Origin of the sequence: Klebsiella sp. JN_Kp121, assembly GCF_040062145.1 — a bacterium.
Lineage (GTDB): Bacteria > Pseudomonadota > Gammaproteobacteria > Enterobacterales > Enterobacteriaceae > Klebsiella > Klebsiella aerogenes.
The window spans coordinates 210,459-236,959 of record NZ_JBEAHX010000002.1; the positions used below are offsets into that span (position 1 = coordinate 210,459).

A 26,501-nucleotide genomic window follows, 5' to 3' on the forward strand; every position below is an offset into this window, starting at 1 on the left:
CATGGCTAACAATTAGTTAACAACCAGCGTAATGCTGGCCATGATAAGGAGGAACACAGGGTGGCTGACCAGATATCTGTACCGCCTGAGCTAACCGGAAACCACGCATTTTTTCTGGATCTTGACGGCACGCTTGCCGATATCAAACCTCATCCCGATCAGGTTGTTATCCCCGAAGACGTCCTTCAGATGTTGCGATTACTGGCACAGCGACAACATGATGCTGTGGCATTGATTTCAGGGCGCTCACTAACAGAGCTTGATGAACTAACCCGTCACTGGCGACTGCCGCTTGCCGGCGTCCACGGGGCTGAACGCCGCGATATCAATGGAAAAAGGCACGATGTATCACTGCCGCCGGCATTGAGCCGTGAGGTCGGCGAAGCATTAACTTCGGCGCTACAGGCGCTGCCTGGCAGCGAACTGGAGGATAAAGGCATCGCTTTTGCGCTGCATTACCGTCAGGCACCACAACACCAGAGCGCCATCCTGGCGCTGGCGCAGGATATCGTGCAGCGTTATCCGATTCTGGCCATTCAGCAAGGGAAGTGTGTCGTTGAGATCAAACCACGTGGCATTAACAAAGGTGAAGCAATCGCCGCGTTTATGCGGGAAGCGCCTTTTGCGGGACGAAAGCCGGTATTTATCGGCGATGACCTGACTGATGAGGCGGGTTTTACTATGGTTAATCAATTAGGCGGAGTATCGATTAAAGTTGGACAAGGCGACACACAGGCGCGCTGGCGGCTAGCGAATGTTGCCGCCGTACATCAGTGGTTACGCCATGTTGTCGGCAATATGCAAAGCCTGGATGTATTCACTAACGGGAGGGATGACCATGAGTCGTTTAGTCGTAGTATCTAACCGTATTGCAACGCCAAATGATAAAAAGGCCAGCGCAGGCGGCCTGGCGGTGGGTATTTTAGGTGCGCTGAAAGCGAGCGGCGGCACGTGGTTTGGTTGGAGTGGGGAAATCGGTGATGATAGCCAGCCGTTGAAGAAGGTGAGTAAAGGGGATATTTCGTGGGCCTCATTCAACCTTAGCGAAGAAGATCACGAGCTCTACTACAATCAGTTTTCCAATGCGGTGCTATGGCCCGCATTTCACTATCGTCTCGACTTAGTCAATTTTCAGCGTCCGGCGTGGGTGGGGTATCTGCGGGTTAATGCCGCCGTGGCGCAAAAGCTGCTGCCGCTGCTAGCCGATGACGATATGGTATGGGTTCATGATTATCATCTGTTGCCATTTGCCAGCGAATTACGCAAAAACGGTGTGAAGAACCGCATTGGTTTCTTCTTACATATTCCGTTTCCAACGCCTGAAATATTCAATGCGTTGCCCCCGCATGCCGAACTACTTGAGCAGCTGTGTGATTATGACCTTTTGGGCTTTCAAACCGAAAACGACCGGCAGGCGTTTGTTGATTGCGTCGCCCAACAAACTACCTTGTGCGAAGTGGGTCACCAGCAATACCGTGCCTGGGGTAAGACGTTCCGTACTGCGGTCTATCCAATAAGCATCGAACCTCAGGAAGTCGCGCGCAGCGCCAGCGGGCCGCTGCCGCCGAAGCTGGCTCAGTTGAAAGCTGAACTGAAAGGGGTGAAGAATATTTTTTCCGTTGAGCGCCTGGATTACTCCAAGGGGCTGCCGGAGCGTTTTCAGGCTTACGAAGCGCTGCTGGAAAACTACCCCCAGCATCGTGGGAAAATTCGCTATACCCAGATAGCTCCCACTTCGCGGGGTGATGTACAGGCTTATCAGGATATCCGCCACCAACTGGAAACCGCCGCGGGACGCATCAACGGCCACTATGGTCAATTGGGGTGGACGCCGCTGTATTATCTGAATCAGCACTTCGATCGCAAACTGCTCATGAAGGTATTTCGTTATTCCGACGTGGGCCTGGTCACACCGCTACGCGACGGCATGAACCTCGTGGCCAAGGAGTTTGTCGCCGCGCAGGACCCTGAAAACCCTGGGGTGTTGGTGCTATCGCAGTTCGCTGGCGCGGCTAATGAACTGACTTCCGCGCTCATCGTCAACCCCTACGATCGCGATGAAGTGGCGGCGGCGCTGGATCGCGCGCTAACGATGCCGCTTGCCGAGCGAATTATTCGCCATGGCAAAATGCTCAAGGCGATCGAGAGTAATGATATTGATAACTGGCAGGCACAGTTCGTTGCCGATCTAAAGCGGGTAAAGTCGCCTGAAGATAGCTGCCAGCAGCCAACCGTAGTTACTCCCTCCGCGTAGTCAAAACGGCTGATGCTTCGGCATCAGCTTATTCCAGGGATACCAACAGCACATCGACTCCGCTGCTGCCGACGATATTCTTCGCTGAACAGGTAGCGCGGGAAAACAGGCTCTGGTTATGGTTGCCGCAGATGACCAGGTCGACGTGATGCTGAAGGCAAAAATCCTTCACGTGGTGGCAAAGTTCGCCGCTGGTGATGGTCATTTTGCTGATAGGGTAGTCCGCCTGGGCGGCGAGTTCATTAAGAAAACTACGGGTCTCCTCCTGCATTATCTCTCGCAAATTTTCCATCATCGGCGCGGCGAACTGATTATACATTTCCGGATCTGTCGCCAGCGTAATCAGGCTGACCTGCGCATTGGACGGACGTGCGATAGACACCGCTTTATTGACCAACATGCGGCTTTCCGGCGTTGGGGCGACGGCGACTAACAGATGAGAGTAGGGCATCTAGCCTCCTTGAGATACGCAACGGGACCTTTCTTCCTTCTTTACTCCTAATTCCATTTTTCCACAAGGGTTATTCGCGCGGTTAAAAACGCCTTTCTCCGACCGTGTGGTATCAGATTCTGGCAGCCGACTCGCAAAAATGATTCTCTCTTTTGCTTTAAAAGAAACGCTGTTTTATAAATCGGTGACGCATGTTGCCCGCCCCTTTGTTTTTTTGCCACTGAATGATTGGTACTGGCAAAAACGCAAAGGTAAGCCGGTTTCCATGATCTTACTGTAGCCATGTATCCGCAAAACTTCGGTATAGCCCGTGGTAAGGCCGAAGTTATCTAATAAAAAGAGACAGGATTTACGGCGATGAAAACACGAAAAATCGGTTTGGCTAATTATCTCGCCTATGGTTCCGGCGATTTTCTCGGCGCGGGAACCACCGCGCTGACCGCAGCATGGCTACTCTATTTTTACACCACCTTCTGCGGGCTATCGCCCATTGAGGCGACGCTCATTTTCGCCACCGCGCGCGTGCTCGACGCGGTCGTCAGCCCGCTGATGGGCTTCTTAACCGATAACTTTGGCTCTACCTGGCTGGGTAAGCGGTTCGGCAGACGCAAATTTTTTATTTTGCTCGGTATTCCCTGCGTTTTTAGCTACTCAATGATGTGGGTAGGCGATATGGGGTTCTGGTACTACCTCGCAACTTATCTGCTGTTTGATATTGTCTATACCATGATTCTGGTGCCCTACGAGACGCTGGTGCCGGAGATGACCGATGATTTCAAACAGAAGACCAAATTTTCCGGCGCGCGCATTTCCATGGCGCAAATGTCGGCGATATTAGCCTCGTTTTTACCGGGGATCCTGCTCACCCAACTGGGTAAAGATAACGCCAGCTCATTTTTTTACGCGAGCCTGGTCTTTTCGGTCCTGTGCGCGCTAATGCTGACCTTCGTCTGGTTTTTCACCTGGGAACGTCCGCGGGAAGCGTGGTCTGAAGCAGCGTTACGCGCGGAAGAAGAAAAGCGCAACTTAACGCTCGCGCAGAGTCTTAATCGCCTGTTTATTGAGCTCAGCTCTACGCTGCGAATTAAAATCTTCCGTCAGCATCTTGGTATGTATCTGGGCGGTTATATCGCTCAGGACGTGTTCAACGCCGTGTTTACCTATTACGTGGTCTTTGTGCTGATGCAGGACGCTTCTGTCGCCTCTAACTTACTCGGCACGATGGCTATCTTCCAGTTCATCGCGGTTATCGCCATGATCCCGCTATGCATTCGCTTTGGCCCGGCGCCTTCATATCGCATGGTAGTGGTGCTGTTTGGTTTGAGCTCTCTCTCTTATGCGGTGCTCTATTACGCGGGGCTAAGCGACGTCTATTCATTATTACTGCTCATTTCCGCTATCGCGGGTCTGGGACGCGGCGGCATTAACTACGTGCCGTGGAATACTTACACCTATATTGCCGATGTCGACGAAGTCATTACCGGCCAGCGTCGGGAGGGCATTTTCGCCGGTATTATGACGCTGACCCGCAAAGCGTCGCAGGCGGGGGCGGTGATGCTGGTTGGCATTATCATGCAACTATCGGGCTTTGTCTCCGGGCAAAAAATTCAGCCGGCAGGCGTCAGTCATACCATTCTGTTGATCCTAAGCGTCGGTACTTTGGTGGTGCTGGCCTGCGGCTTCCTGGTCTCCCTGCGCTTTAAACTCAATCTGCATACGCACAGCGTGCTCCGCGCCGAGACGATGGTGATGCGTGATATCGGTTACGCACAGCCCGAGCAGACGACTGCCGAAAACCGCGCGGTGGTTGAGCTGCTGGCGGGGATGCCTTACGACTGCCTGTGGGGTAATAACAACATTGGCTACCTGAATCGCAATAAACCTGCCGCCCCGGCGCTGAATCAGGGCGGCACTTTGAATTCGACATATACCAGAGGTTAAGAACATGAAAGTTTGGCCGGTCAAACATAGCCCATTACTGCGTCAGCCTGAGCGCTTTATCGCTCGCAGCGAGCTTCAGGCATTGATCCGTAATGTGACGCAAAACCTGGTGAATATTAAGGATGACAACGGGCAGTTTTTACTGCGGCTGGACGATGGGCGAGTCATCGATACCAAAGGTTGGGCCGGTTGGGAGTGGACCCACGGCGTTGGGCTGTACGGCATCTACCAGTATTATCAACAAACCGGCGATACCGCGATGCGCGATATCATTGACGGCTGGTTCGCCGATCGCTTCGCCGAAGGTGCAACCACCAAAAACGTTAATACCATGGCGCCGTTTTTGACGCTGGCTTATCGCTATGAAGAGACCGGGCGCCAGGAGTATCTACCGTGGCTCGATAGCTGGGCCGAATGGGCGATGCATGAGATGCCGCGCACCGAGCAGGGAGGCATGCAGCACATTACCCTGGCGGAAGAGAACCATCAGCAGATGTGGGATGACACGCTAATGATGACGGTGCTGCCGCTAGCCAAAATCGGTAAATTACTAAATCGTCCGCAATACATTGAAGAAGCAACCTATCAGTTCTTGCTGCATGTACAGAACCTGATGGACAAAGAGACAGGCCTGTGGTTCCACGGCTGGAGTTATGACGGCCGACACAACTTTGCGCGTGCGCGCTGGGCGCGAGGTAACAGCTGGCTCACCATCGTGATCCCGGACTTCCTTGAGCTGGTGGATTTGCCAGAGGGGAGTGCGGTGCGCCGCTATCTGCTACAGGTACTGAATGCGCAAATTGCCGCGTTAGCGAAATGTCAGGATGAGAGTGGGCTCTGGCATACCCTGCTCGACGATCCGCATTCCTATCTTGAAGCGTCGGCGACGGCGGGCTTCGCTTACGGCATCCTGAAAGCGATACGTAAGCGTTATGTCGGGGCGGAGTACACCGAGGTTGCCGAAAAGGCGATACGCGGGATTGTGCGAAATATTTCACCAGAGGGGGAACTGCTGCAAACCTCGTTTGGTACCGGGATGGGCTCCGATCTCGATTTTTACCGGCAAATTCCGCTCACCTCTATGCCGTACGGCCAGGCGATGGCGATTCTTTGTCTGACGGAGTATCTGCGCAAATATTTCTGATAGCGGCATAGATTCCCCGGCCGCGTTGCGCGTACCGGGGCGACTAATAAAACAAACCCGGCTTTCACCGGGTTTGTTTTTTACATCCGCTCTACGGTCTCAATACCCAGAGTATCGAGGCCCAACTTCAGCGTCTTCGCCGTCAGCAGCGCCAGTTTCAGGCGGCTATTACGGGCCTCTTCGCTTTCGGCGCTGAGGATCGGGCAGTGTTCGTAGAAACCAGAGAACAGACCGGCCAGATCGTACAGGTAGGCGCACATTACGTGCGGAGTACCTTCACGGGCGACGACGGCCAGCGTTTCTTCGAACTGCAGCAGGCGGGCAGCCAACTGCGCTTCGCGATCTTCACTAATAACTACCGGCGCGGCAGCCAGCGCGCTTTCGTCGATACCGGCTTTACGGAACACCGACAGCACACGGGTATAGGCATACTGCATGTAAGGCGCGGTATTACCTTCGAACGCCAGCATGTTGTCCCAGTCGAAAATGTAATCGGTAGTGCGGTTTTTCGACAGATCGGCATATTTCACCGCGCCGATACCCACCGCATTGGCCAGTTTTTCCAGCTCATCGGCCGGCATATCCGGGTTCTTCTCGGCCACCAGGCGGCGTGCGCGCTCCAGCGCTTCGTCCAGCAGATCGGCCAGTTTGACGGTACCGCCGGCGCGTGTTTTGAATGGTTTACCGTCTTTACCTAGCATCATGCCGAACATGTGATGTTCCAGCGGTACGGATTCCGGTACATAGCCGGCTTTACGGACGATAGTCCATGCCTGCATCAGATGCTGATGCTGACGAGAGTCGATGTAGTAGAGCACGCGGTCGGCATGCAGCGTTTCATAACGGTATTTTGCGCAGGCGATATCGGTAGTCGTGTAGAGGTAGCCGCCATCCTTTTTCTGGATGATGACGCCCATCGGTTCGCCTTCTTTGTTTTTGTATTCATCAAGGAAGACCACGGTCGCGCCTTCGCTCTCGACGGCCATGCCTTTTGCTTTCAGATCGGCAACGATCCCCGGCAGCATCGGGTTGTACAGGCTTTCACCCATCACATCATCGCGGGTCAGGGTGACATTCAGGCGATCGTAGGTGATCTGGTTTTGCGACATGGTGATGTCGACCAGTTTGCGCCACATCTGCAGGAAGTACTCGTCGCCGCCCTGCAGCTTAACCACGTAGCTACGTGCGCGCTCGGCGAACGCTTCGTCTTCGTCATAGTGTTTTTTCGCTTCGCGGTAGAAACCTTCGAGGTCGGCCAGCGCCATTTCGCCGGCGTTTTCCTGCTGCTGCTTTTCCAGATAAGCGATCAGCATCCCGAACTGGGTACCCCAGTCACCGACGTGGTTGGCGCGGATAACGCGATGGCCGAGGAATTCCAGAGTACGTACCGAGGCATCGCCGATGATGGTTGAACGCAGATGGCCGACGTGCATCTCTTTCGCCACGTTCGGCGCGGAGTAGTCAACAACGATGGTCTGCGGCTGTGGTTTCGCCACGCCCAGGCGCTCGGACTGAAGCGCGAGATTGACGTTGTCCGCCAGGAAGGCTGGATCGAGGAAAATATTGATAAAGCCCGGTCCGGCGATTTCGACTTTATTGGCAATGCCGTTCAGATCGAGATGAGACAGTACCTGCTCTGCAAGTTGTCGCGGCGCCATGCCCAGTTTTTTGGCCACCGCCATCACGCCATTGGCCTGATAGTCGCCGAACTGAACTTTTGCTGACTGGCGGACCTGAGGTTCGCAATCGGCAGGCGCGCCTGCCGCGATCAGGGCCTGGCTGACTTTTTCTGAGAGAAGAGCCTGAATATTCACCGGAATACCTTACTTTTAAGGCGCGAGAACCCCTGTGGGGCGGCGCCGGAACATGGACAAATTAAGGCGGGAGTATACTGCATTTGCGCCCCGTCGTCAGCACCACACGCAAGTTGCCGGGCAGCACGCTTAATCAATAACCATTCGTTGTTTCGGCGCGCGGATTGGCGGTTGGTCGGGGCGGCGAAACAGGATAAATTAGCCTTTTTAGCGATCACCGAGGCGCAAGATGGCGAACTGGCAGCAAATTGATGAACTGAATGATATTTCGGCGGATTTACCGCGTTTTAACGATGCGCTGCAAGCGCTGGCCGAACGGTTGGGATTGGAGCTTGCGCCGCTGGACGCCGACCATATTTCGCTGCGTTGTCATCAAAATACGACGGCGGAGCGCTGGCGGCAGGGGCTGGAGCGTTGCGGCACGTTACTATCGGAAAATATCATTAATGGCCGCCCCATTTGCTTATTTAAGCTTGCCGAACCTATCTTTGTCGCCCACTGGCGCTTTACGGTTGTGGAGTTGCCCTGGCCGGGTGAAAAACGTTACCCGCACGAAGGCTGGGAACATATCGAAATCGTTCTGCCGGGTGACCCGGAAACCCTCAACGCTCGCGCCCTGGCCTTGCTTTCCGATGATGGACTCAGCCAGCCGGGGATTTTCGTGAAAACCAGTTCGCCGAAAGGGGAGCGTGAACGTTTGCCGAACCCGACGCTGGCGGTCACGGACGGCAAAGTGACCATTAAATTCCACCCCTGGTCGATCGAGCAAATCGTCGCCAGCGAGCGATCCGATACTTAACAGTGTGAAGCCGCGCGGCGTCTGCGGGGAAAAATCGTGACATGCTGTGTTGCCCGTGATGAAAATGGAGAAGGAATCGATGTTACTGGAAGTTTGCTGCTATAGCATGGAATGCGCGCTGGAGGCGCAGCGTTGCGGCGCCGATCGCATTGAACTTTGCGCCGCGCCGCAGGAGGGCGGGTTAACGCCGTCGTTGGGCGTGCTGCGTTCGGTGCGAAACAATATCTCGATTCCGGTTCATCCGATTATCCGTCCGCGCGGCGGCGATTTTTGTTACACCGACGGCGAGTTTGCCGCCATGCTGGATGATGTAGCGACGGTCAGAGATCTGGGTTTTGCAGGCCTGGTGATCGGCGTACTCGATGCTGACGGCCAGGTGGATATCCCCCGCATGCAAAAAATTATGGCGGCGGCGGGGCCGCTGGCGGTGACCTTCCACCGGGCCTTTGATATGTGCGCCGACCCGCGTCAGGCCTGGCATTCGCTTGCTGAACTGGGGGTTGCGCGTATCCTCACTTCTGGACAACGGCCAACGGCGGAGCAAGGTCTTGCAAAAATTATGGAACTAATTGCGCTGGGCGATACTCCAATCATTATGGCCGGAGCGGGAGTGCGGGCTGCCAATCTGCAAAAGTTTCTGCAGGCAGGCCTCAAAGAGGTGCATAGCTCAGCGGGGCAGTGGTTGCCATCGCCGATGCGCTTTCGTAATCCGGGGTTATCGATGTCCACCGACGCAGATGCCGATGAATATTGCCGCTATGCCGTTAACGGCGAGGCGGTGGCGGAAATGAAACAAATTATTTCTGCCGCGCGGGATTAGCCCGCGAAGCTAACCGTTTTTTGCTGCACATCATGTCGCCCAATATGATGATTGCCCGTACCAGGCCCCTGCAATTTCAACAGGGGCCTTTTTTTATCCCGCGAGCGTCAGTAGTCGCTCGAGGTCAATTACGCTCTGGCCGCGGCTGCTTTTTTCGCCAGTGACTGCTGCGTCTCTGGTTTAGTGGCGACGATCACCGCGCGCAGCGGCGCGGGATAACCTTCCAGCGTTTTGCTGCTGTCATGTGGATCGAGGAAGTCGGCGAGTGATTCCGTCGTCATCCATTCGGTGCGGCGCTGCTCTTCGCTGGTGGTGACGCAGGTATCAACAATGCGCACATCGATGAATCCGCACTTCTCCAGCCACTGTTTTAGCGCGGCGGCGGAAGGAATGAAATAAACGTTACGCATTTGCGCGTAGCGGTCGCCGGGCACCAGCACGGTGTTCTCATCACCTTCAATGACCAGCGTCTCCAGTACCAGCTCGCCGCCGGGGGCTAACTGATCTTTGAGCTGCCACAGATGATCCAGCGGGGAACGGCGGTGATAGAGCACACCCATCGAAAAGACGGTATCAAAGGCTTCCAGCGCCGGCAGTTGTTCGATGCCGAGCGGCAGCAGATGCGCGCGCTGATCGTTGCCGATGAGTTTGCGTACCGCTTCAAACTGGCATAAGAACAGCTGCGTTGGGTCGATACCGACCGCCAGATGCGCGCCGGCGCCAATCATCCGCCACATGTGATAACCACTGCCGCAGCCGACATCGAGGATAGTACGACCGGTGAGATCGGAAAGATGCGGCAGCACGCGTTCCCATTTCAGGTCGGAACGCCATTCGGTATCGATATTAATGCCATACAGCGAATAAGGGCCTTTACGCCACGGCATCAGGTTTCGCAGCAGATTCTCAATTCGCAGCTGGTGGCCTTCGCTGAGTGGCGTTTCGCTTTCCGCCGTGACGCTATGCAATAGATCGAGACGCCAGGGCGCCAGCTCGGGCAGAAACTCAACGGCGCGTTCCCATTCGCGAAACTTGCCGTGCAGCGCTTCGCGTTGCCAGGCCGCGACCTGAGCGGGCAGGGTTTCCAGCCAGTGGGAGAGCGGCCCTTTCGCGATCAACTGATAAAAATTACTGAAGTCGATCATGCCCGTTCCTCGGATTTAACCGCCACCAATGAACCAAAATTAAAGCACTGGAACCACAGTTCGGCATGTTCAAACCCCGCCTGGCGCAGTCGTGCTTTGTGGGTTTCCACTGAATCCGTCAGCATGACGTTTTCCAGCATGCTGCGCTTCTGGCTGATTTCCAGTTCGCTATAGCCATTGGCGCGTTTGAAGTCATGGTGCATGTTAAACAGCAGTTCGCCGACGTTGGCATCTTCAAAACTGAATTTTTCGGAAAGCACCAGCGCGCCGCCCGGATTGAGCCCTTGATAGACTTTATCCAGGATCGCCTGACGTTCGCTCGGCTCGAGGAACTGAATAGTGAAGTTCAGCACGACCATGGAGGCATTTTCAATGGCGATATGGCGAATATCGCCCTCAATAACCTCAACCGGCGTCGGCGCTTTATAGGCATCAATATGACGACGGCAGCGTTCTACCATCGCCGGGGAGTTATCAATGGCGATAATTTTGCATCCCGGATGCGCGATATTGCGACGCACGGAAAGCGTCGCGGCGCCGAGCGAGCAGCCGAGATCGTAAACCTGAGTGTTTGGCTGAACAAAACGCTCAGCCAGCATGCCGATCATCGAAATAATATTGGAGTAACCAGGAACAGAGCGCTGGATCATATCCGGGAAGACTTCGGCTACCCGTTCATCAAAGGTCCAGTCGCCGAGACTGGCGATCGGCGCGGAAAAAAGCGTGTCGCGGTGAGACATAACGTTAAACCCGAAAAAACGAAAACGGCGTATTGTGCGCTAACGCAGGGAGAAAACCAACTCCCAGGGCATATACCACAGGTTAGCCAGCACCATCAGCAACAGCGAGCACCAGGTGGCGCTCATTCCGGAACGCCGCCAGCGGAACAGGCGATGATGGAAACCGTACGAGTGCATCAGGCGTCCGGCAATCAGCAAAATACCGCAAACGTGCACCATCCAGGTTAGCGCGCCGTTCATTTCCATGAACAACAGCAGAATGAGCCCAATGGGGACGTATTCCACCGCATTGCCATGAACGCGAATAGCGACCTGTAGTTCGCTAAAACCACCGTCGCCATAGCCGACGCGATACTGCATGCGCAGACGTACCACGTCGAAGGAAAACTTGATTAACAATAACGCACCCAAAACCGCATACAGCGCGCTGACCATACCCAAAACTCCCTTTAATTATGTCAGGTGGCTCCGACTATCATAGCAGGATATCAGAAAAGCGAGGATTGCTGCGGAATTGACGGCGCGGCGCCGACGCCCGGCAGCACCGCACGTAAATCTTCCCATAGCGTATCCACCAGTTCAGGCGCCTGGGCGATATCCGGGGTATGTAGAAACAGCCATGGCGTGGCTGACTGATGCCACTTTGGCAGCGTCTGTAACCAGACGCGAAATAATTCGCGATTCTGCGCCATATCGTCGCTGCCGATAAAACGCACCATCGGCTGCTCCGCGGTCATGACCGCGTGAACCGGAACTTTGGGTTTCTTTTTTTGCGCGTCAATCATCGCCGGGTTGCGCGCGACGGCGCTATGTACCGGGCGGCTATCGAGGATCACGCGGTTGGCGTTGCGCTGGTGCAAGCCACGATTAAGCTGTTGTTCAGCATCGCCTTTGGCGAAAAACTCAGGATGGCGAACTTCAACGCCGTAGGTGAAGTTTTTCGGTAGCGTATCGAGAAACTGCCACAGGGCAGGGAGGTCTCGTGGCCCGAAGGTGGCGGGCAACTGAAGCCAGTACTGGCCGATGCGCGATTCCAGCGGCGCCAGACGAGTAAAAAATTCGTGGCTTAAGTCGTCGCAGTCGCGCAGCGCCGCCTGATGCGAAATCGTGGCCGGGAATTTAAAACAGAACCGAAAATCATCGTGAGTTTGTTGATACCAGCGATCGACAATCTCGGCCTTTGGTAAGGCATACAGGGTGGTATTACCCTCCACGCAGTTAAAATGGCGGGCATACTCTTCAAGGCCGGTGATGCCAAGGCGCACCCATTTAGGGTGCGACCATTGCGGGAGCCCGATATAAATCATAAGGCGGTGAGAATGTCCTCAGTGCTGCGCACGCGGGCGATGCGCGGGAAGATATGGGTCATACTGCCCTGATGCTGTTCGGCGGAGGCGGCGCTGCATGCATCCTCGGCGATGACCAGACTGAACCCCAGTTCCCAGACATTGCGGGCGGTGGATTCCACGCCGATATTGGTGGAGATACCGCAAAGAATAATGGTGTCGATACCGCGGCGGCGAAGCTGCAGTTCAAGATCGGTGCCGTAGAACGCGCCCCACTGGCGTTTCGTGACTTCGATATCGCTATCCTGTTTGCCGAGTGCCGGCGGATAGACCCACCAGTTTTCAGGTAATTTTACGGCGCCAGTCTGGGCATCTACCGGCTGTTTTAACGCTTCGGCGAAATCGGCGGACCAGCCCACTCGAACCATGATGACGGGCGAACCCTGTTGACGACATTTTTCAGCCAGCTTTGCCGCGCGCGTCACCACCTCGTCGGCGCGGTGCGGACCGCCGGCAAAAGGTAAAATGCCTTCTTGCAGGTCAATAATGACCAGCGCGGTCTTTTTCGCATTGAGTTCTAACATGGTATCCCCGTATCTTGTTCTCTTGTCAGGCCGCTACAATACCGTTGCTAATTCAGCTCAAGGGTAACAAATTTTGTTAATTTATGTGAGCACAAGCAATAAGCGCGCAGCAAAGCAGCGTACAAACTGCGTCGGGCTTATCGTCAGACAGAATTTCCAGTATAATAGCCGCCTTTTTTCATTCAGTAGTGACATTCAGCAAAGCTGCGACCTCGTCGCCTGCAAGGCAGGCAACATCCGCCTGCGGCTAAGTTAAGGGATATCTCATGCGTACAGAATATTGCGGACAGCTACGTCAGTCCCACGTGGGGCAGCAAGTGACCCTGTGTGGTTGGGTCAACCGTCGTCGTGATCTCGGTAGCCTTATCTTCATCGATATGCGCGACCGTGAAGGCATCGTGCAGGTGTTTTTCGATCCGGATCGTGCGGATGCATTAAAACTGGCTTCCGAACTGCGTAATGAGTTCTGCATCCAAATCACCGGCACCGTGCGCGCGCGTGAAGAGCGCAACGTTAACCGCGAGATGGCCACCGGCGAAATCGAAGTGCTGGCGTCTGACCTGACCATCATCAACCGCGCGGAAGCGCTGCCGCTGGACTCCAACCACGTCAACACCGAAGAAGCGCGCCTGAAATACCGCTATCTTGACCTGCGTCGTCCGGAAATGGCTCAGCGCCTGAAAACCCGCGCCAAAATCACCAGCTTCGTGCGCCGCTTCATGGACGATCACGGGTTCCTCGATATCGAAACCCCGATGCTGACCAAAGCTACGCCGGAAGGCGCGCGTGACTATCTGGTGCCGTCGCGCGTCCATAAAGGTAAATTCTACGCGCTGCCGCAGTCTCCGCAGCTGTTCAAACAGCTACTGATGATGTCCGGATTCGATCGTTACTATCAGATAGTCAAATGCTTCCGCGACGAAGACCTGCGTGCCGACCGTCAGCCTGAATTTACCCAGATTGATGTTGAAACTTCGTTCATGACCGCACCGCAGGTGCGTGAAGTGATGGAAGATCTGGTACGTAAGCTGTGGCAGGACGTGAAGGGCGTAGACCTCGGTCAATTCCCGGTGATGACCTTTGCCGAAGCGGAGCGTCGTTACGGTTCCGATAAACCGGACCTGCGTAACCCGATGGAACTGGTAGACGTAGCCGATCTGGTGAAAGCAGTAGAATTCGCCGTCTTCTCCGGCCCGGCTAACGACGCCAAAGGCCGCGTTGCTGCCTTACGCGTACCGGGCGGTGCGGCGCTGACCCGTAAACAGATTGATGAATACGGCAAATTCGTGCAGATCTACGGTGCGAAAGGGTTGGCCTATATTAAAGTGACCGAGCGTGCGAAGGGCCTTGAAGGCATCAATAGCCCGGTGGCGAAATTCCTCAACGCCGAAATCGTGGAAGCTATCCTTGAGCGCACCGGCGCGCAAGACGGCGACATGATCTTCTTCGGCGCTGACAACAAGAAAGTGGTTGCTGATGCCCTCGGCGCGCTGCGTCTGAAGCTGGGCAAAGACCTGAATCTCACCGACGAGAACAAATGGGCGCCGCTGTGGGTTATCGACTTCCCAATGTTCGAAGACGACGGTGAAGGCGGCCTGACCGCGATGCACCACCCGTTCACCTCGCCGAAAGATATGACCGCCGCTGAGCTGAAAGCCGCGCCGGAAGATGCTGTGGCTAACGCCTACGACATGGTCATCAATGGCTACGAAGTCGGTGGTGGTTCGGTGCGTATCCACAGCGGTGAAATGCAGCAAACCGTGTTTGGTATTCTGGGCATTAACGAACAAGAACAGCGTGAAAAATTCGGCTTCCTGCTGGATGCGCTGAAATACGGTACCCCGCCGCACGCCGGCCTGGCGTTTGGCCTCGATCGCCTGACCATGCTGCTGACCGGTACCGATAACATCCGTGACGTTATCGCCTTCCCGAAAACCACGGCTGCCGCGTGCCTGATGACCGAAGCGCCGAGCTTCGCGAATCCTGCCGCGTTAGGCGAACTGGGGATTCAGGTTGTGGCGAAAGAGGCAAAAGAGTCTCCGGAGAACAACTAAGATGTCATTCAAGCTGCCCGTCTCCGTTCTGGTGGTGATTTACGCCGAAGATACGAAGCGGGTGCTGATGTTGCAGCGACGCGACGATCCCGCTTTCTGGCAGTCGGTTACCGGCAGCCTGGAAGAGGGGGAAACCGCGTTGCAGGCCGCCGCGCGCGAAGTAAAGGAAGAGGTCGCCATTGACGTTGCTCGCGAGCAACTGGCCTTAATTGACTGTCAGCGTACGGTGGAGTTCGAGATATTTTCTCACTTACGTCATCGCTATGCGCCGGGCGTCGAGCGCAATACGGAATTCTGGTTCCGTCTTGCGCTGCCCCATGAGCGCCAGATTGTTTTCACTGAACATCTGGATTACCGCTGGGTTAGCGCGTCGGATGCCGCCGCGCTAACTAAATCGTGGAGCAACCGGCAGGCGATTGAAGAATTTGTAATTAACGCCGGGTAACTTCCCGCGGCGTTTGCCGCGGAAAGACGGCTTTTTTGGAGAGTTTTTTATGGCAGGTCATAGTAAATGGGCCAACACCAAACACCGCAAAGCGGCGCAAGATGCCAAGCGCGGTAAGATCTTTACTAAAATCATTCGCGAGCTGGTCACCGCTGCGCGTCTGGGCGGCGGCGATCCGGCATCCAACCCGCGTCTGCGCGCGGCGGTAGATAAAGCGCTGTCCAACAACATGACTCGCGACACCCTGAACCGCGCCATCGCGCGCGGCGTCGGCGGTGATGAAGACGCGAACATGGAAACCATCATTTATGAAGGTTACGGCCCGGGCGGCACCGCGGTAATGGTTGAATGTCTGAGCGACAACCGTAACCGTACCGTAGCCGAAGTGCGCCACGCCTTTACCAAAACCGGTGGTAACCTCGGAACCGACGGTTCTGTGGCCTATCTGTTCAGCAAAAAAGGCGTGATCTCCTTCGAGAAAGGCGACGAAGACACCATCATGGAAGCCGCGCTGGAAGCGGGTGCTGAAGACGTTGTCACCTATGATGACGGCGCCATTGACGTTTACACCGCCTGGGAAGAGATGGGCGCGGTACGTGATGCGCTGGAAGCCGCAGGCCTGAAAGCCGATGCTGCTGAAGTCTCAATGATCCCGTCGACTAAAGCGGATATGGATGCGGAAACCGCGCCGAAGCTGCTGCGTCTTATTGATATGCTGGAAGACTGCGACGACGTGCAGGAAGTGTATCATAACGGCGAAATCTCCGATGAGGTTGCCGCAACGCTGTGATGCCGGTAGCCGGTATTGCGGGTGAGTTATTACTGGAGGCGCGTGATGGCCATTATTCTCGGCATTGACCCGGGGTCACGCGTGACCGGTTATGGCGTGATTCGCCAGGTCGGACGGCAGTTGAGCTACCTTGGCAGCGGATGTATCCGCACCAAAGTAGACGATCTGCCGTCGCGGCTGAAGCTGATATACGCCGGCGTCACCGAAATTATTACCCAGTTCCAGCCCGACTATTTCGCTATCGAGCAGGTCTTTATGGCGAAAAATGCCGATTCGGCGTTGAAGCTTGGGCAGGCGCGCGGAGTGGCGATTGTCGCGGCGACGAACCAGGACCTGCCGGTTTTTGAGTACGCGGCTCGCCAGGTTAAGCAAACCGTCGTCGGTATCGGTAGCGCGGAAAAGAGCCAGGTACAGCATATGGTGCGTACTTTGCTGAAACTTCCGGCAAATCCGCAGGCGGATGCGGCGGATGCATTGGCCATCGCCATCACCCATTGCCACCTCAGTCAGAACCTGGCTCAGATTAGCGAGACCCGGCTCAATCTGGCGCGAGGGCGGTTACGATAATCACAAATCAGGCTGGATATTCATCCAGCCTTTTTTTATGATAACGCATTAGACTTTCGGCCCTTTATTCAGGAGCGCTACGTGATAGGCAGACTCAGAGGCATCATTCTCGAAAAGCAACCCCCGCTGGTATTACTGGAAACCGGGGGCGTAGGTTATGAAGTTCATATGCCGATGACCTGCTTCTACGAGCTACCGGAAGCCGGGCAGGAAGCCATCGTCTTCACCCATTTTGTGGTACGCGAAGACGCGCAGCTGCTGTACGGCTTTAACAACAAGCAGGAACGCACCCTGTTTAAAGAGCTTATCAAAACCAACGGCGTCGGGCCGAAGCTGGCGCTGGCTATCCTTTCCGGCATGTCGGCGCAGCAGTTTGTGAACGCCGTTGAGCGTGAAGAAGTCGCCTCGCTGGTGAAACTGCCGGGTATCGGCAAGAAAACCGCCGAGCGTTTAATCGTCGAGATGAAAGATCGCTTCAAAGGCCTGCATGGCGACCTGTTTACTCCGGCCGCCGATCTGGTGCTGACCACGCCTGCCGGCCCAACTGCCGACGACGCGGAGCAAGAAGCGGTTGCCGCGCTGGTGGCGCTGGGCTATAAACCACAAGAGGCCAGCCGGATGGTGAGCAAAATCGCCCGTCCGGATGCTAACAGTGAAACGCTAATCCGCGAAGCGCTGCGCGCGGCGTTGTGAGGTAAGGGATGATTGAAGCAGATCGGCTGGTATCAGGCGACAGCATTGGTTTCGAAGAGGCCGCTGACCGCGCTATCCGCCCCAAATTGCTCGCAGAGTACGTCGGCCAGCCGCAGGTGCGTTCGCAGATGGAGATCTTTATCCAGGCGGCGAAACTGCGTGGCGATGCGCTCGATCACCTGTTAATTTTTGGCCCGCCAGGGTTGGGGAAAACCACGCTTGCCAATATCGTTGCCAACGAAATGGGCGTGAATCTGCGTACCACCTCCGGCCCGGTGCTGGAAAAGGCTGGCGACCTGGCGGCAATGCTGACCAACCTTGAGCCGCATGATGTCCTGTTTATTGATGAAATCCACCGCCTTTCACCGGTAGTGGAAGAGGTGCTGTATCCGGCGATGGAAGATTACCAGCTGGATATCATGATTGGCGAAGGCCCGGCCGCGCGCTCGATTAAAATCGATCTGCCGCCGTTTACCCTGATTGGCGCCACCACCCGCGCCGGCTCATTGACTTCGCCGCTGCGCGACCGCTTTGGTATCGTACAGCGCCTCGAGTTTTATCAGGTGCCGGACCTGCAGCACATTGTTGGCCGTAGCGCCCGTCATATGGGGCTGGAGATGAGCGAAGAAGGGGCGCTGGAAGTCGCCCGTCGCGCGCGCGGTACGCCGCGTATCGCCAACCGCCTGCTGCGCCGGGTGCGCGACTTTGCCGAAGTGCGTCACGATGGCACTATCTCCGCTGAGATCGCCGCTCAGGCGCTGGATATGCTCAACGTGGATGCCGAAGGGTTTGATTATATGGATCGCAAGCTGCTATTGGCGGTGATCGATAAATTCTTCGGTGGTCCGGTCGGCCTCGATAACCTCGCGGCGGCTATCGGCGAGGAGCGGGAAACCATTGAAGACGTGCTGGAGCCGTACTTAATTCAGCAGGGGTTCCTGCAGCGCACGCCGCGTGGCCGAATGGCGACGGTGCGCGCCTGGAATCACTTCGGTATTACCCCGCCGGAAATGCCCTGATGAAACCCGGTAGCTTTGCGCTACCGGGTAGCCTCTCAATCAACTCGCCGTTTTCTTCATCATACTCAGAACAAACAGCGCCGCTGCGCACAGCACAACCGAAGGCCCTGCTGGGGTATCGTAGAACGCCGAGAAGGTTAATCCCCCGGTTACCGCCAGCATACCCACGCCAACGGCTACCGCGGCCATCTGTTCCGGCGTGCGGGCAAAGCGGCGGGCGGTAGCGGCCGGGATTATCAACAGCGAAGTGATGATCAGCGCACCGACGAATTTCATTGCCACGCCGATAGTCAATGCCGTCACCAGCATCAGCAGCAGCTTAACCCGCTGTAACTTCACGCCGTCAACAAACGCTAAATCAGGGCTGATGGTCATCGCCAGCAGGTTACGCCACTGCCAGAGCAATATCGCGACCACCACCACTACGCCTGATGCAATGGAGATTAAATCCTGTGGAGTAACGGCTAATAGATCGCCAAACAGATAGGCCATCAGGTCGACGCGCACGTTCGACATCAGGCTCACCACCACCAGACCGAGCGACAGCGCGCTGTGGGCCATAATACCCAGCAGGGTATCGACCGCCAGGTGAGGGCGTTTTTCCAGCCACACCAGGCCGCCCGCCAGCAGCAGCGTGACCACGATAACCGCATAAAACGGATTCACGTTGAGCAGCAGCCCAAACGCCACCCCAAGCAGCGAAGCATGCGCCAGCGTATCGCCAAAGTAGGACATTCTCCGCCAGACCACGAACGAACCCAGGGGGCCCGCCGCGCAGGCAAGCATCATGCCGGCTAACCAGCCGGGTAACAGTAATTCAATCATTAGCGGCCATTTCCCCGACGCAGTACAATCCGCCCCTGCAGGTCGTGGCGGTGATTATGTTGGTGACGATAAATCCCCAGCTGTTCCGCGCCGCGCGGGCCGAACATGGAGATAAATTCCGGGTGCATCGAGACCACTTCCGGAGTTCCGGAGCAGCAAATATGCTGGTTCAGGCACAGCACTTCATCGGTTTTGGCCATCACCAGGTGGAGATCGTGGGAAACCATTAAGACCGCGCAGTTCAGCTCCTGACGCAGTTGATTAATTAAATCATACAGCGCTACCTGCCCATTAACGTCGACGCCCTGGGTAGGTTCATCCAGCACCAGCAGTTGTGGCTGATTTAACAGGGCCCGCGCCAGCAACACGCGCTGGGTTTCGCCGCCGGAGAGTTTTTGCATTGGCGCATCGATAAGATGCCCGGCCTGCACGCGCTGCAGCGCCGGCATAATAACCTGCTTGCGCGTACCTGGACGCAGGCGCATAAAGCGGCTGACCGTCAGCGGCATAGTAGCATCAAGATGCAGTTTTTGTGGTACGTAGCCGATACGCAGATTTTTCTCGCGCTGGATAGCACCTTCGGTCGGCGTCACCAGGCCGAGCACTACGCGTACCAGCGTCGATTTCCCGGCGCCGTTCGGGCCAAGAAGCGTTAAAATTTTGCCTGGTTTTAGCGTTAGCGAAATGTCAGACAACACGCGCCGCTGGCCGTAGACGACCGCGACTTTTTCCAGCGTTACAAGATTCGTCATGTCAAATTAGGGGTTGCACTAGCGATTGAATGTTATAATATCACATCACTTTCGCTCATTACGATGATTAGTCGCATTATGTTACATAAAAATACGCTTCTTTGCGCTGGACTTAGCGCCGCTTTTTTGTTCGCTCATGCCCCGGTAGCTAATGCCGCCGTCGTCGCTTCCATGAAACCCCTTGGCTTTATCGCTTCCGCTATCGCCGATGGCGTGACGGATACTCAGGTGTTATTGCCTGACGGGGCTTCCGAGCATGATTATTCACTACGCCCGTCTGATGTAAAACGCTTACAGAACGCAGACTTAGTGGTATGGATTGGTCCAGAAATGGAAGCATTCATGGACAAGTCAACGCAAAGCATTGCGGAGCAGAAAAAGGTCACCATCGCCCAGTTGGATGGGGTGAAACCGTTGCTCATCAAAGGGACGGATGATGACGATGACGAACATGGTCACGAACATGCTAATGGCGAAAAAAGTGACGGCGATCACCATCACGGCATTTACAATATGCATCTGTGGCTCTCCCCAGAGATAGCGCGGCTCTCAGCGGTTGCAATCCACGATAAATTATTGGAACTTATGCCGCAGAGTCGAGCCAAACTTGACGCCAACCTGAAGGAATTTGAGGCAAAATTAGCCGCAACCGACAAACAGGTGAGTAACGAGCTGGCGCCGGTGAAAGGTAAGGGGTATTTCGTTTTTCATGATGCCTATGGCTACTACGAAAAACATTACGGTTTGACCTCATTGGGGCATTTTACCGTCAACCCTGAAATCCAGCCTGGTGCGCAGCGTTTACACGAAATAAGAACACAGTTGGTTGAGCAAAAAGCGACGTGCGTTTTTGCTGAGCCACAATTCAGGCCAGCGGTCATCGAAGCTGTTGCCAGGGGGACCTCCGTGCGCATGGGAACCCTGGATCCACTTGGAATCGGAATTAAGCTGGGTAAAGACAGTTACCCTCAGTTCCTGAGCCAGTTGGGGCATCAGTATTCAAGCTGCCTGAAAGGAGATTAACGAGGAAGTGAATACGTGCAACAGATAGCCCGCGCTGTCACTCAGGCATTCAACAATCTGCCACGACCCCATCGCGTTATGCTGGGGTCGTTGAGCGTTCTAACGTTAGCGGTCGCCGTCTGGCGGCCCTACATCTACCACCCGGAATCAGCCCCGATAGTCAGAACGATTGAGCTGGAAAAAAGCGAAATCCGCTCTCTGTTGCCGGAAGCTTCCGAACCCATCGATCAGGCGCCGCAGGAAGAAGAAGCTATCCCGCAGGATGAGCTCGATGACAAATCCGATAGCGACTCCGGCGGCCATGAATATGTGGTTTCTACCGGCGATACGCTGAGCAGTATTCTTAATCAGTACGGTATTGATATGGGCGATATCGCTCAACTCTCCTCTGCTGATAAAGAGCTGCGTAATCTTAAAATTGGTCAACAGCTCTCCTGGACGCTAACCGCTGATGGCGATCTACAAAGCTTGACGTGGGAGATGTCACGCCGTGAGACGCGTACTTATAACCGCGTCGCCAATGGTTTTAAAATGAGCAGCGAGCTGCAGAAAGGGGATTGGGTCAACAACGTCCTGAAAGGCACCGTTGGCGCCAGCTTCGTCTCCAGCGCCCGTGATGCTGGCCTTACCAGCTCGGAAATCAGCGCGGTCATCAAAGCGATGCAGTGGCAGATGGACTTCCGCAAGCTGAAAAAAGGCGATGAATTCTCTGTCCTGATGTCGCGTGAAATGCTTGATGGCAAGCGCGAGCAGAGCCAGCTGTTAGGCGTGCGTTTACGTTCCGATGGCAAAGACTATTACGCGATCCGCGCCGAAGATGGCAAATTCTACGATCGCAACGGTACGGGTCTGGCGAAGGGCTTCCTGCGCTTCCCGACCTCGCGTCAGTTCCGCGTGTCGTCTAACTTCAACCCGCGTCGCCTGAATCCAGTGACCGGGCGCGTCGCGCCGCACCGCGGCGTTGACTTCGCTATGCCGCAGGGCACGCCGGTGCTTTCTGTCGGCGATGGTGAAGTGGTGGTGGCGAAACGCAGCGGCGCGGCAGGCTACTATGTTGCCGTGCGTCATGGCCGAACCTATACCACCCGCTATATGCACCTGCGCAAGCTGCTGGTGAAACCGGGGCAGAAAGTGAAACGCGGCGATCGTATCGCGCTGTCGGGCAATACCGGGCGTTCTACTGGCCCGCACCTGCACTATGAAGTCTGGATTAACCAGCAGGCGGTTAATCCGCTGACGGCGAAACTGCCGCGTACCGAAGGCTTAACCGGTTCCGATCGTACCGATTATCTGGCGCAGGCCAAAGAGGTTATCCCGCAACTGCGCTTTGATTAGCCTGAATAATCATTACAGAAAGCCGGCGTCCGTAATGCGCCGGCTTTTTCTTTTGTGCGATGAGTGACGTATCGCTAAACTAAGCCATTATCTTTATTGATTGAGCAGACCTTCTGCGGACCGGGCATGGAAACGAAAAAAAATAACATTGAGTTTATCCCCAAATTTGAGAAATCTTTTTTACTGCCGCGCTATTGGGGCGCGTGGTTGGGCGTTTTCGCCTTCGCCGGTATTGCGCTGACCCCTCCCTCTTTCCGCGATCCTATTCTCGGCAAACTGGGGCGTTTCGTTGGGCGTCTGGCAAAGAGCTCGCGCCGTCGGGCGCAGATTAACCTGTTGTACTGCTTCCCGGAAAAAAGCGAGCAAGAGCGTGAAGCGATCATCGATGCAATGTATATGTCGGCTCCGCAGGCAATGGTGATGATGGCCGAACTCGGCATGCGCGATCCGCAGCGCGTGATGTCCCGCGTTGACTGGCAAGGGAAAGAGATCATCGACGAGCTGCAGCGTAATAATGAAAAGGTCATCTTTTTAGTGCCGCACGCCTGGGGCGTGGATATTCCGGCGATGCTGATGGCTTCGGGCGGGCAAAAAATGGCGGCGATGTTCCATAACCAGGGGAATCCGGTATTTGACTATGTCTGGAACACCGTGCGCCGTCGTTTCGGCGGGCGGATGCACGCGCGTAACGATGGTATCAAGCCATTTATTCAATCGGTTCGCCAGGGATACTGGGGCTATTATCTGCCCGACCAGGATCACGGCGCCGAGCATAGCGAATTTGTCGATTTCTTCGCGACTTATAAAGCGACTCTTCCGGCGATTGGTCGTTTGATGAAAGTCTGCCGCGCGCGTGTAGTACCGCTGTTCCCGGTGTATGACGGTAAAACGCATCGCCTGACGGTGCTGGTGCGCCCGCCGATGGACGATCTGCTGGAAGCTGATGATACGACGATTGCGCGCCGTATGAACGAAGAGGTTGAGATTTTCGTCAGGCCGCATCCTGAGCAGTATACCTGGATCCTGAAACTGCTGAAGACGCGTAAGCCGGGCGAAACCGAGCCTTACAAGCGCAACGAACTGTTTCCGAAGAAGTAAGCTGTATGCTGCGCTGAGCAGGGCTACGGCGCCTGCATTTACCAGACCGTAGGCCGGATAAGGCGCAGCCGCCATCCGGCGCAAAAGCAGCTTCTTATCCGCGGATATTGCCCGGCGGCGCCGCGCTTGCGCGGGCCTACAAAACATTTCCGTATGCTACCATCGCCGGCATGTTGTGATGCCTGCATTTACCAGGATAACAAGCATAAAAAAGCCTCCGTAAGGAGGCTTACCCATCACTGAAGGCGATTACTCAACGGTCAGGATACGGGTGGTGTTGGTGCTGCCGATGGTGCTCATCACGTCGCCCTGGGTGACGACCACCAGGTCGCCGGAGACCAGATAGCCTTTATCACGCAGCAGGTTAACCGCGTCGTGCGCGGCGGCAACGCCGTCGTTATGGCTGTCGAAATGAACCGGCGTCACGCCACGATAGAGCGCCGTCAGGTTCAGAGTACGCTCGTGACGGGAGAGGGCGAAAATTGGCAGGCCGGAGCTGATACGTGAAGTCATCAACGCGGTGCGGCCGGACTCGGTCATGGTGATAATCGCGGTAATACCTTTCAGGTGGTTGGCCGCATACATCGCCGACATGGCAATCGCTTCTTCGACATTGTCGAACTGGACGTCAAGACGGTGTTTGGAAACGTTGAGACTTGGGATCTTCTCTGCGCCCAGGCACACCCGCGCCATCGCGGCGACGGTTTCAGACGGATACTGGCCGGCAGCGGTTTCCGCGGAGAGCATCACGGCATCGGTACCGTCCAGTACGGCGTTCGCCACGTCCATGACTTCCGCGCGGGTCGGCATCGGATTGGTAATCATTGATTCCATCATCTGCGTGGCGGTGATGACCGAGCGATTAAGCTGGCGAGCGCGGCGGATCAGCGCCTTCTGGATACCCACCAATTCCGGATCGCCGATTTCCACACCGAGATCGCCGCGAGCTACCATCACCACATCGGAGGCGAGAATAACGTCGTCCATGGCATCCTGGTCGCAGACCGCTTCCGCACGCTCGACTTTAGCGACGATTTTCGCATCGCAACCAGCGTCACGGGCCAGACGGCGAGCGTAGTTCAGGTCTTCGCCGCAGCGCGGGAAGGAGACCGCCAGGTAATCAACGCCAATTTTTGCGGCGGTAACGATATCGGCTTTGTCTTTATCGGTTAACGCTTCTGCAGACAGCCCGCCGCCGAGTTTGTTGATACCTTTATTGTTAGATAGCGGGCCACCAACGGTAACTTCGGTGAAAACTTTCATCCCCTGTACTTCCAGGACCTTCAGCTGCACGCGTCCATCGTCGAGCAGCAGGATATCGCCTGGAACGACGTCCGCTGGCAGGCCTTTATAGTCGATGCCGACTTTTTCTTTATCGCCTTCGCCTTTGCCCAGGTTGGCGTCGAGCAGGAATTTGTCGCCAATGTTGAGGAAAATTTTGCCTTCTTTGAAGGTGGAGACGCGGATTTTCGGCCCCTGCAGGTCGCCGAGAATCGCAACGTGGCGGCCCAGTTTTGCTGCAATTTCACGGACTTTGTCTGCGCGGAGTTGGTGATCTTCCGGGGTACCGTGAGAGAAGTTCATGCGTACGACGTTAGCGCCCGCGGCGATAACTTTTTCGAGGTTGTTATCGCGGTCAGTTGCCGGGCCTAAGGTCGTTACGATTTTGGTTCTGCGAAGCCTTCTGGACATGTAATACTCCGTTGACTGAAACAACTTTGGTGTTGCGTGAACATGGATTCGGTAGCGCCAAATCCGCTAACGGGCGGAACTGCTACGCTACCGGGATATAATTGGTCTCTGACTTATAATGACTATTATTGTTTATCACTACTAATGAGTAGTTCTTTATCAAAGCGCGATTCCTTCAGCGCTTCCTTGACCCTCTTCAAGTTATCTCTGAATTTTGCTCCACGGCGCAGGGTAAAGCCGGTCGCCAGCACATCAATTACCGTGAGCTGGGCCAGGCGCGACACCATCGGCATATAAATATCGGTGTCTTCCGGAACATCCAGGGTAATGGCCAGCGTCGACTCCCGCGCCAGCGGGGTCCCGGCCGAAGTGATGGCAATGACCATGGCATCGTTTTCACGCGCTAACTGCGCCAGTTCAACCAGGCTTTTGGTGCGTCCGGTATGTGAAATGATGACCACCACGTCATCATCGTTACAATTCATACAGCTCATGCGCTGTAGGACAATATCGTCGGAGTAGATGACCGGGACGTTAAAACGGAAAAATTTATTCATCGCGTCATGCGCGACGGCTGCTGAAGACCCCAGGCCGAAGAAGGAAATTTTCTTCGCCTGGGTAAGCAGATCGACTGCCCGGTTGACCGCGGACATATCCAGCGCATGATGTACCTGATCGAGGCTGGCCATCGCCGATTCGAAAATTTTCGCCGTATAGGATTCGACGCTGTCGTCTTCATCGACATTACGGTTAACATAGAGGGTACCGTGTGCCAGACTTTGCGCCAGGTGCAGTTTAAAATCGGGGAACCCCCGGGTTTCCAGGCTGCGACAAAATCGGTTTACGGTCGGCTCGCTGACGCCGGCTTCCAGCGCGAGGGCCGCTATGCTTGAGTGAATGGCCTGCGCCGGTGTGGCAAGAATGACTTCCGCCACTTTGCGTTCAGATTTGCTAAGGTTTTCCAGTCGGGACTGGATTTTTTCCAGCATGTTCATTGTTTACAGGCGCTCATCAATGGAAACGATTTCATTAATGGGTGAAATCATCAGGCGTTTTAGCAAGAATATACCCCTCCGCAATCAGAAGCGGTGAGGAATGACGAGAAAAAATGTCGTTTTTTTTCATTACATGATCAGAGTCGTATTTTACTAACTGAAAACCAGACGAAACAACGAACATTCTTAGCCTGATGCCCAATTTGTCGGCGAACGCTTTTCCTCTATGTGCGGT

At 55.3% G+C, this 26,501-nt stretch carries 25 protein-coding genes and 1 pseudogene; 15 read left to right on the forward strand and 11 right to left on the reverse strand.

Annotated elements, in window-relative coordinates; all coding sequences use genetic code 11:
• The first annotated feature begins 60 nt into the window (after positions 1-60).
• Both otsB and otsA read left to right on the forward strand, forming a co-directional pair.
• Positions 61-864: a trehalose-phosphatase gene (otsB, locus tag ABLU86_RS03660; protein WP_015365971.1), complete on the forward strand. Its 804-nt coding sequence runs from the start codon at positions 61-63 to the stop codon at positions 862-864.
• The gene (gene otsA / locus ABLU86_RS03665; protein ID WP_348795936.1) at positions 839-2,254 is read left to right on the forward strand and encodes an alpha,alpha-trehalose-phosphate synthase; all 1,416 of its coding nucleotides are present in this window, start codon (positions 839-841) and stop codon (positions 2,252-2,254) included. Before otsB ends, otsA begins: the two co-directional genes overlap by 26 nt.
• 28 nt (positions 2,255-2,282) lie before the next feature.
• Here the strand turns inward: otsA and uspC are convergent, their stop codons facing one another.
• On the reverse strand, positions 2,283-2,705 hold the full coding sequence (uspC, locus tag ABLU86_RS03670) for a universal stress protein UspC (protein WP_032708626.1): 423 nt from the start codon (positions 2,703-2,705) through the stop codon (positions 2,283-2,285).
• Between the two features lie 357 nt (positions 2,706-3,062).
• On the opposite strand from uspC, the gene ABLU86_RS03675 reads away from it, so the two are divergent.
• Together ABLU86_RS03675 and ABLU86_RS03680 are read left to right on the forward strand one after the other, a co-directional pair.
• Entirely contained in the window at positions 3,063-4,646 is a 1,584-nt protein-coding gene (locus ABLU86_RS03675) for an MFS transporter (protein WP_042893375.1), read from the forward strand.
• Between the two features lie 4 nt (positions 4,647-4,650).
• On the forward strand, positions 4,651-5,790 hold the full coding sequence (locus tag ABLU86_RS03680) for a glycoside hydrolase family 105 protein (RefSeq protein WP_042893377.1): 1,140 nt from the start codon (positions 4,651-4,653) through the stop codon (positions 5,788-5,790).
• A gap of 80 nt (positions 5,791-5,870) precedes the next feature.
• Here the strand turns inward: ABLU86_RS03680 and argS are convergent, their stop codons facing one another.
• Entirely contained in the window at positions 5,871-7,604 is a 1,734-nt protein-coding gene (gene argS, locus ABLU86_RS03685; RefSeq protein WP_015365977.1) for an arginine--tRNA ligase, read from the reverse strand.
• 229 nt (positions 7,605-7,833) lie between these two features.
• Here argS and ABLU86_RS03690 point away from each other — a divergent pair, with 229 nt between their 5' ends.
• Positions 7,834-8,403 (forward strand): VOC family protein, encoded by a 570-nt coding sequence (locus ABLU86_RS03690; RefSeq protein ID WP_348795937.1) that lies wholly within the window; start codon positions 7,834-7,836, stop codon positions 8,401-8,403.
• 79 nt (positions 8,404-8,482) lie between these two features.
• A complete protein-coding gene (cutC, locus tag ABLU86_RS03695) occupies positions 8,483-9,223 on the forward strand; it encodes a copper homeostasis protein CutC (protein ID WP_015365979.1) in 741 nt (246 codons plus the stop codon).
• Between the two features lie 128 nt (positions 9,224-9,351).
• Here the strand turns inward: cutC and cmoB are convergent, their stop codons facing one another.
• From cmoB to ABLU86_RS03720, 5 genes are read right to left on the reverse strand one after another with little or no spacing between them, the layout of a single operon-like run.
• Positions 9,352-10,368 carry a tRNA 5-methoxyuridine(34)/uridine 5-oxyacetic acid(34) synthase CmoB gene (gene cmoB / locus ABLU86_RS03700; RefSeq protein WP_015365980.1) on the reverse strand — a complete coding sequence of 339 codons (1,017 nt, stop codon included), beginning with the start codon at positions 10,366-10,368 and terminating at the stop codon, positions 9,352-9,354.
• Positions 10,365-11,108: a carboxy-S-adenosyl-L-methionine synthase CmoA gene (cmoA, locus tag ABLU86_RS03705; protein WP_015365981.1), complete on the reverse strand. Its 744-nt coding sequence runs from the start codon at positions 11,106-11,108 to the stop codon at positions 10,365-10,367. Before cmoA ends, cmoB begins: the two co-directional genes overlap by 4 nt.
• 39 nt (positions 11,109-11,147) lie before the next feature.
• Positions 11,148-11,543, reverse strand: a complete 396-nt coding sequence (locus ABLU86_RS03710) for an MAPEG family protein (RefSeq protein ID WP_015365982.1) — start codon at positions 11,541-11,543, stop codon at positions 11,148-11,150.
• Positions 11,544-11,596: 53 nt separating this feature from the next.
• Positions 11,597-12,415 carry a DUF72 domain-containing protein gene (locus ABLU86_RS03715; RefSeq protein WP_015365983.1) on the reverse strand — a complete coding sequence of 273 codons (819 nt, stop codon included), beginning with the start codon at positions 12,413-12,415 and terminating at the stop codon, positions 11,597-11,599.
• Positions 12,412-12,978: a hydrolase gene (locus tag ABLU86_RS03720; protein ID WP_348795938.1), complete on the reverse strand. Its 567-nt coding sequence runs from the start codon at positions 12,976-12,978 to the stop codon at positions 12,412-12,414. Before ABLU86_RS03720 ends, ABLU86_RS03715 begins: the two co-directional genes overlap by 4 nt.
• 266 nt (positions 12,979-13,244) lie before the next feature.
• Here ABLU86_RS03720 and aspS point away from each other — a divergent pair, with 266 nt between their 5' ends.
• The 6 genes from aspS to ruvB all read left to right on the forward strand — a co-directional run bounded on the left by aspS (position 13,245) and on the right by ruvB (position 18,546).
• The gene (gene aspS / locus ABLU86_RS03725) at positions 13,245-15,032 is read left to right on the forward strand and encodes an aspartate--tRNA ligase (protein ID WP_032705959.1); all 1,788 of its coding nucleotides are present in this window, start codon (positions 13,245-13,247) and stop codon (positions 15,030-15,032) included.
• A gap of 1 nt (position 15,033) precedes the next feature.
• Positions 15,034-15,477 (forward strand): dihydroneopterin triphosphate diphosphatase, encoded by a 444-nt coding sequence (gene nudB / locus ABLU86_RS03730; RefSeq protein ID WP_015365986.1) that lies wholly within the window; start codon positions 15,034-15,036, stop codon positions 15,475-15,477.
• A gap of 49 nt (positions 15,478-15,526) precedes the next feature.
• The gene (locus tag ABLU86_RS03735; RefSeq protein WP_015365987.1) at positions 15,527-16,267 is read left to right on the forward strand and encodes a YebC/PmpR family DNA-binding transcriptional regulator; all 741 of its coding nucleotides are present in this window, start codon (positions 15,527-15,529) and stop codon (positions 16,265-16,267) included.
• Positions 16,268-16,312: 45 nt separating this feature from the next.
• Complete coding sequence (gene ruvC, locus ABLU86_RS03740; RefSeq protein WP_015365988.1) at positions 16,313-16,834, forward strand: crossover junction endodeoxyribonuclease RuvC; 522 nt, start codon at positions 16,313-16,315, stop codon at positions 16,832-16,834.
• Between the two features lie 81 nt (positions 16,835-16,915).
• On the forward strand, positions 16,916-17,527 hold the full coding sequence (gene ruvA, locus ABLU86_RS03745; protein ID WP_015365989.1) for a Holliday junction branch migration protein RuvA: 612 nt from the start codon (positions 16,916-16,918) through the stop codon (positions 17,525-17,527).
• A gap of 8 nt (positions 17,528-17,535) precedes the next feature.
• Positions 17,536-18,546: a Holliday junction branch migration DNA helicase RuvB gene (gene ruvB, locus ABLU86_RS03750; RefSeq protein ID WP_015365990.1), complete on the forward strand. Its 1,011-nt coding sequence runs from the start codon at positions 17,536-17,538 to the stop codon at positions 18,544-18,546.
• Positions 18,547-18,585: 39 nt separating this feature from the next.
• On the opposite strand, the gene znuB is transcribed toward ruvB, so the two are convergent.
• Both znuB and znuC read right to left on the reverse strand, forming a co-directional pair.
• Complete coding sequence (gene znuB / locus ABLU86_RS03755) at positions 18,586-19,371, reverse strand: zinc ABC transporter permease subunit ZnuB (protein WP_015365991.1); 786 nt, start codon at positions 19,369-19,371, stop codon at positions 18,586-18,588.
• A complete protein-coding gene (znuC, locus tag ABLU86_RS03760) occupies positions 19,371-20,123 on the reverse strand; it encodes a zinc ABC transporter ATP-binding protein ZnuC (RefSeq protein ID WP_015365992.1) in 753 nt (250 codons plus the stop codon). Before znuC ends, znuB begins: the two co-directional genes overlap by 1 nt.
• Before the next feature lie 78 nt (positions 20,124-20,201).
• Here znuC and znuA point away from each other — a divergent pair, with 78 nt between their 5' ends.
• From znuA to lpxM, 3 genes are all read left to right on the forward strand, one after another.
• Positions 20,202-21,146 (forward strand): zinc ABC transporter substrate-binding protein ZnuA, encoded by a 945-nt coding sequence (gene znuA / locus ABLU86_RS03765; RefSeq protein WP_042893478.1) that lies wholly within the window; start codon positions 20,202-20,204, stop codon positions 21,144-21,146.
• A gap of 15 nt (positions 21,147-21,161) precedes the next feature.
• The gene (gene mepM, locus ABLU86_RS03770) at positions 21,162-22,481 is read left to right on the forward strand and encodes a murein DD-endopeptidase MepM (protein WP_015365994.1); all 1,320 of its coding nucleotides are present in this window, start codon (positions 21,162-21,164) and stop codon (positions 22,479-22,481) included.
• 126 nt (positions 22,482-22,607) lie between these two features.
• Complete coding sequence (gene lpxM / locus ABLU86_RS03775) at positions 22,608-23,579, forward strand: lauroyl-Kdo(2)-lipid IV(A) myristoyltransferase (protein ID WP_032705956.1); 972 nt, start codon at positions 22,608-22,610, stop codon at positions 23,577-23,579.
• 249 nt (positions 23,580-23,828) lie between these two features.
• Here lpxM and pyk read toward each other — a convergent pair whose 3' ends face one another.
• Both pyk and ABLU86_RS03785 read right to left on the reverse strand, forming a co-directional pair.
• The gene (pyk, locus tag ABLU86_RS03780; RefSeq protein WP_015365996.1) at positions 23,829-25,271 is read right to left on the reverse strand and encodes a pyruvate kinase; all 1,443 of its coding nucleotides are present in this window, start codon (positions 25,269-25,271) and stop codon (positions 23,829-23,831) included.
• Between the two features lie 125 nt (positions 25,272-25,396).
• Positions 25,397-26,301, reverse strand: a pseudogene (locus ABLU86_RS03785) (MurR/RpiR family transcriptional regulator).
• Between the last annotated feature and the right edge of the window lie 200 nt (positions 26,302-26,501).

Bases quoted from the DNA above. Each gene is read 5' to 3' on its own strand.
- ABLU86_RS03680 (WP_042893377.1), top strand. From the start codon at position 4,651: ATGAAAGTTTGGCCGGTCAAACATAGCCCATTACTGCGTCAGCCTGAG.
- ABLU86_RS03720 (WP_348795938.1), bottom strand. From the start codon at position 12,978: ATGTTAGAACTCAATGCGAAAAAGACCGCGCTGGTCATTATTGACCTG.
- ABLU86_RS03675 (WP_042893375.1), top strand. From the start codon at position 3,063: ATGAAAACACGAAAAATCGGTTTGGCTAATTATCTCGCCTATGGTTCC.
- pyk (WP_015365996.1), bottom strand. From the start codon at position 25,271: ATGTCCAGAAGGCTTCGCAGAACCAAAATCGTAACGACCTTAGGCCCG.
- otsA (WP_348795936.1), top strand. From the start codon at position 839: ATGAGTCGTTTAGTCGTAGTATCTAACCGTATTGCAACGCCAAATGAT.
- znuC (WP_015365992.1), bottom strand. From the start codon at position 20,123: ATGACGAATCTTGTAACGCTGGAAAAAGTCGCGGTCGTCTACGGCCAG.
- lpxM (WP_032705956.1), top strand. From the start codon at position 22,608: ATGGAAACGAAAAAAAATAACATTGAGTTTATCCCCAAATTTGAGAAA.
- ruvC (WP_015365988.1), top strand. From the start codon at position 16,313: ATGGCCATTATTCTCGGCATTGACCCGGGGTCACGCGTGACCGGTTAT.
- ABLU86_RS03715 (WP_015365983.1), bottom strand. From the start codon at position 12,415: ATGATTTATATCGGGCTCCCGCAATGGTCGCACCCTAAATGGGTGCGC.
- nudB (WP_015365986.1), top strand. From the start codon at position 15,034: ATGTCATTCAAGCTGCCCGTCTCCGTTCTGGTGGTGATTTACGCCGAA.
- ABLU86_RS03690 (WP_348795937.1), top strand. From the start codon at position 7,834: ATGGCGAACTGGCAGCAAATTGATGAACTGAATGATATTTCGGCGGAT.
- ruvB (WP_015365990.1), top strand. From the start codon at position 17,536: ATGATTGAAGCAGATCGGCTGGTATCAGGCGACAGCATTGGTTTCGAA.
- uspC (WP_032708626.1), bottom strand. From the start codon at position 2,705: ATGCCCTACTCTCATCTGTTAGTCGCCGTCGCCCCAACGCCGGAAAGC.
- znuA (WP_042893478.1), top strand. From the start codon at position 20,202: ATGTTACATAAAAATACGCTTCTTTGCGCTGGACTTAGCGCCGCTTTT.
- aspS (WP_032705959.1), top strand. From the start codon at position 13,245: ATGCGTACAGAATATTGCGGACAGCTACGTCAGTCCCACGTGGGGCAG.
- cmoB (WP_015365980.1), bottom strand. From the start codon at position 10,368: ATGATCGACTTCAGTAATTTTTATCAGTTGATCGCGAAAGGGCCGCTC.
- ABLU86_RS03735 (WP_015365987.1), top strand. From the start codon at position 15,527: ATGGCAGGTCATAGTAAATGGGCCAACACCAAACACCGCAAAGCGGCG.
- ABLU86_RS03710 (WP_015365982.1), bottom strand. From the start codon at position 11,543: ATGGTCAGCGCGCTGTATGCGGTTTTGGGTGCGTTATTGTTAATCAAG.
- cutC (WP_015365979.1), top strand. From the start codon at position 8,483: ATGTTACTGGAAGTTTGCTGCTATAGCATGGAATGCGCGCTGGAGGCG.
- cmoA (WP_015365981.1), bottom strand. From the start codon at position 11,108: ATGTCTCACCGCGACACGCTTTTTTCCGCGCCGATCGCCAGTCTCGGC.
- znuB (WP_015365991.1), bottom strand. From the start codon at position 19,371: ATGATTGAATTACTGTTACCCGGCTGGTTAGCCGGCATGATGCTTGCC.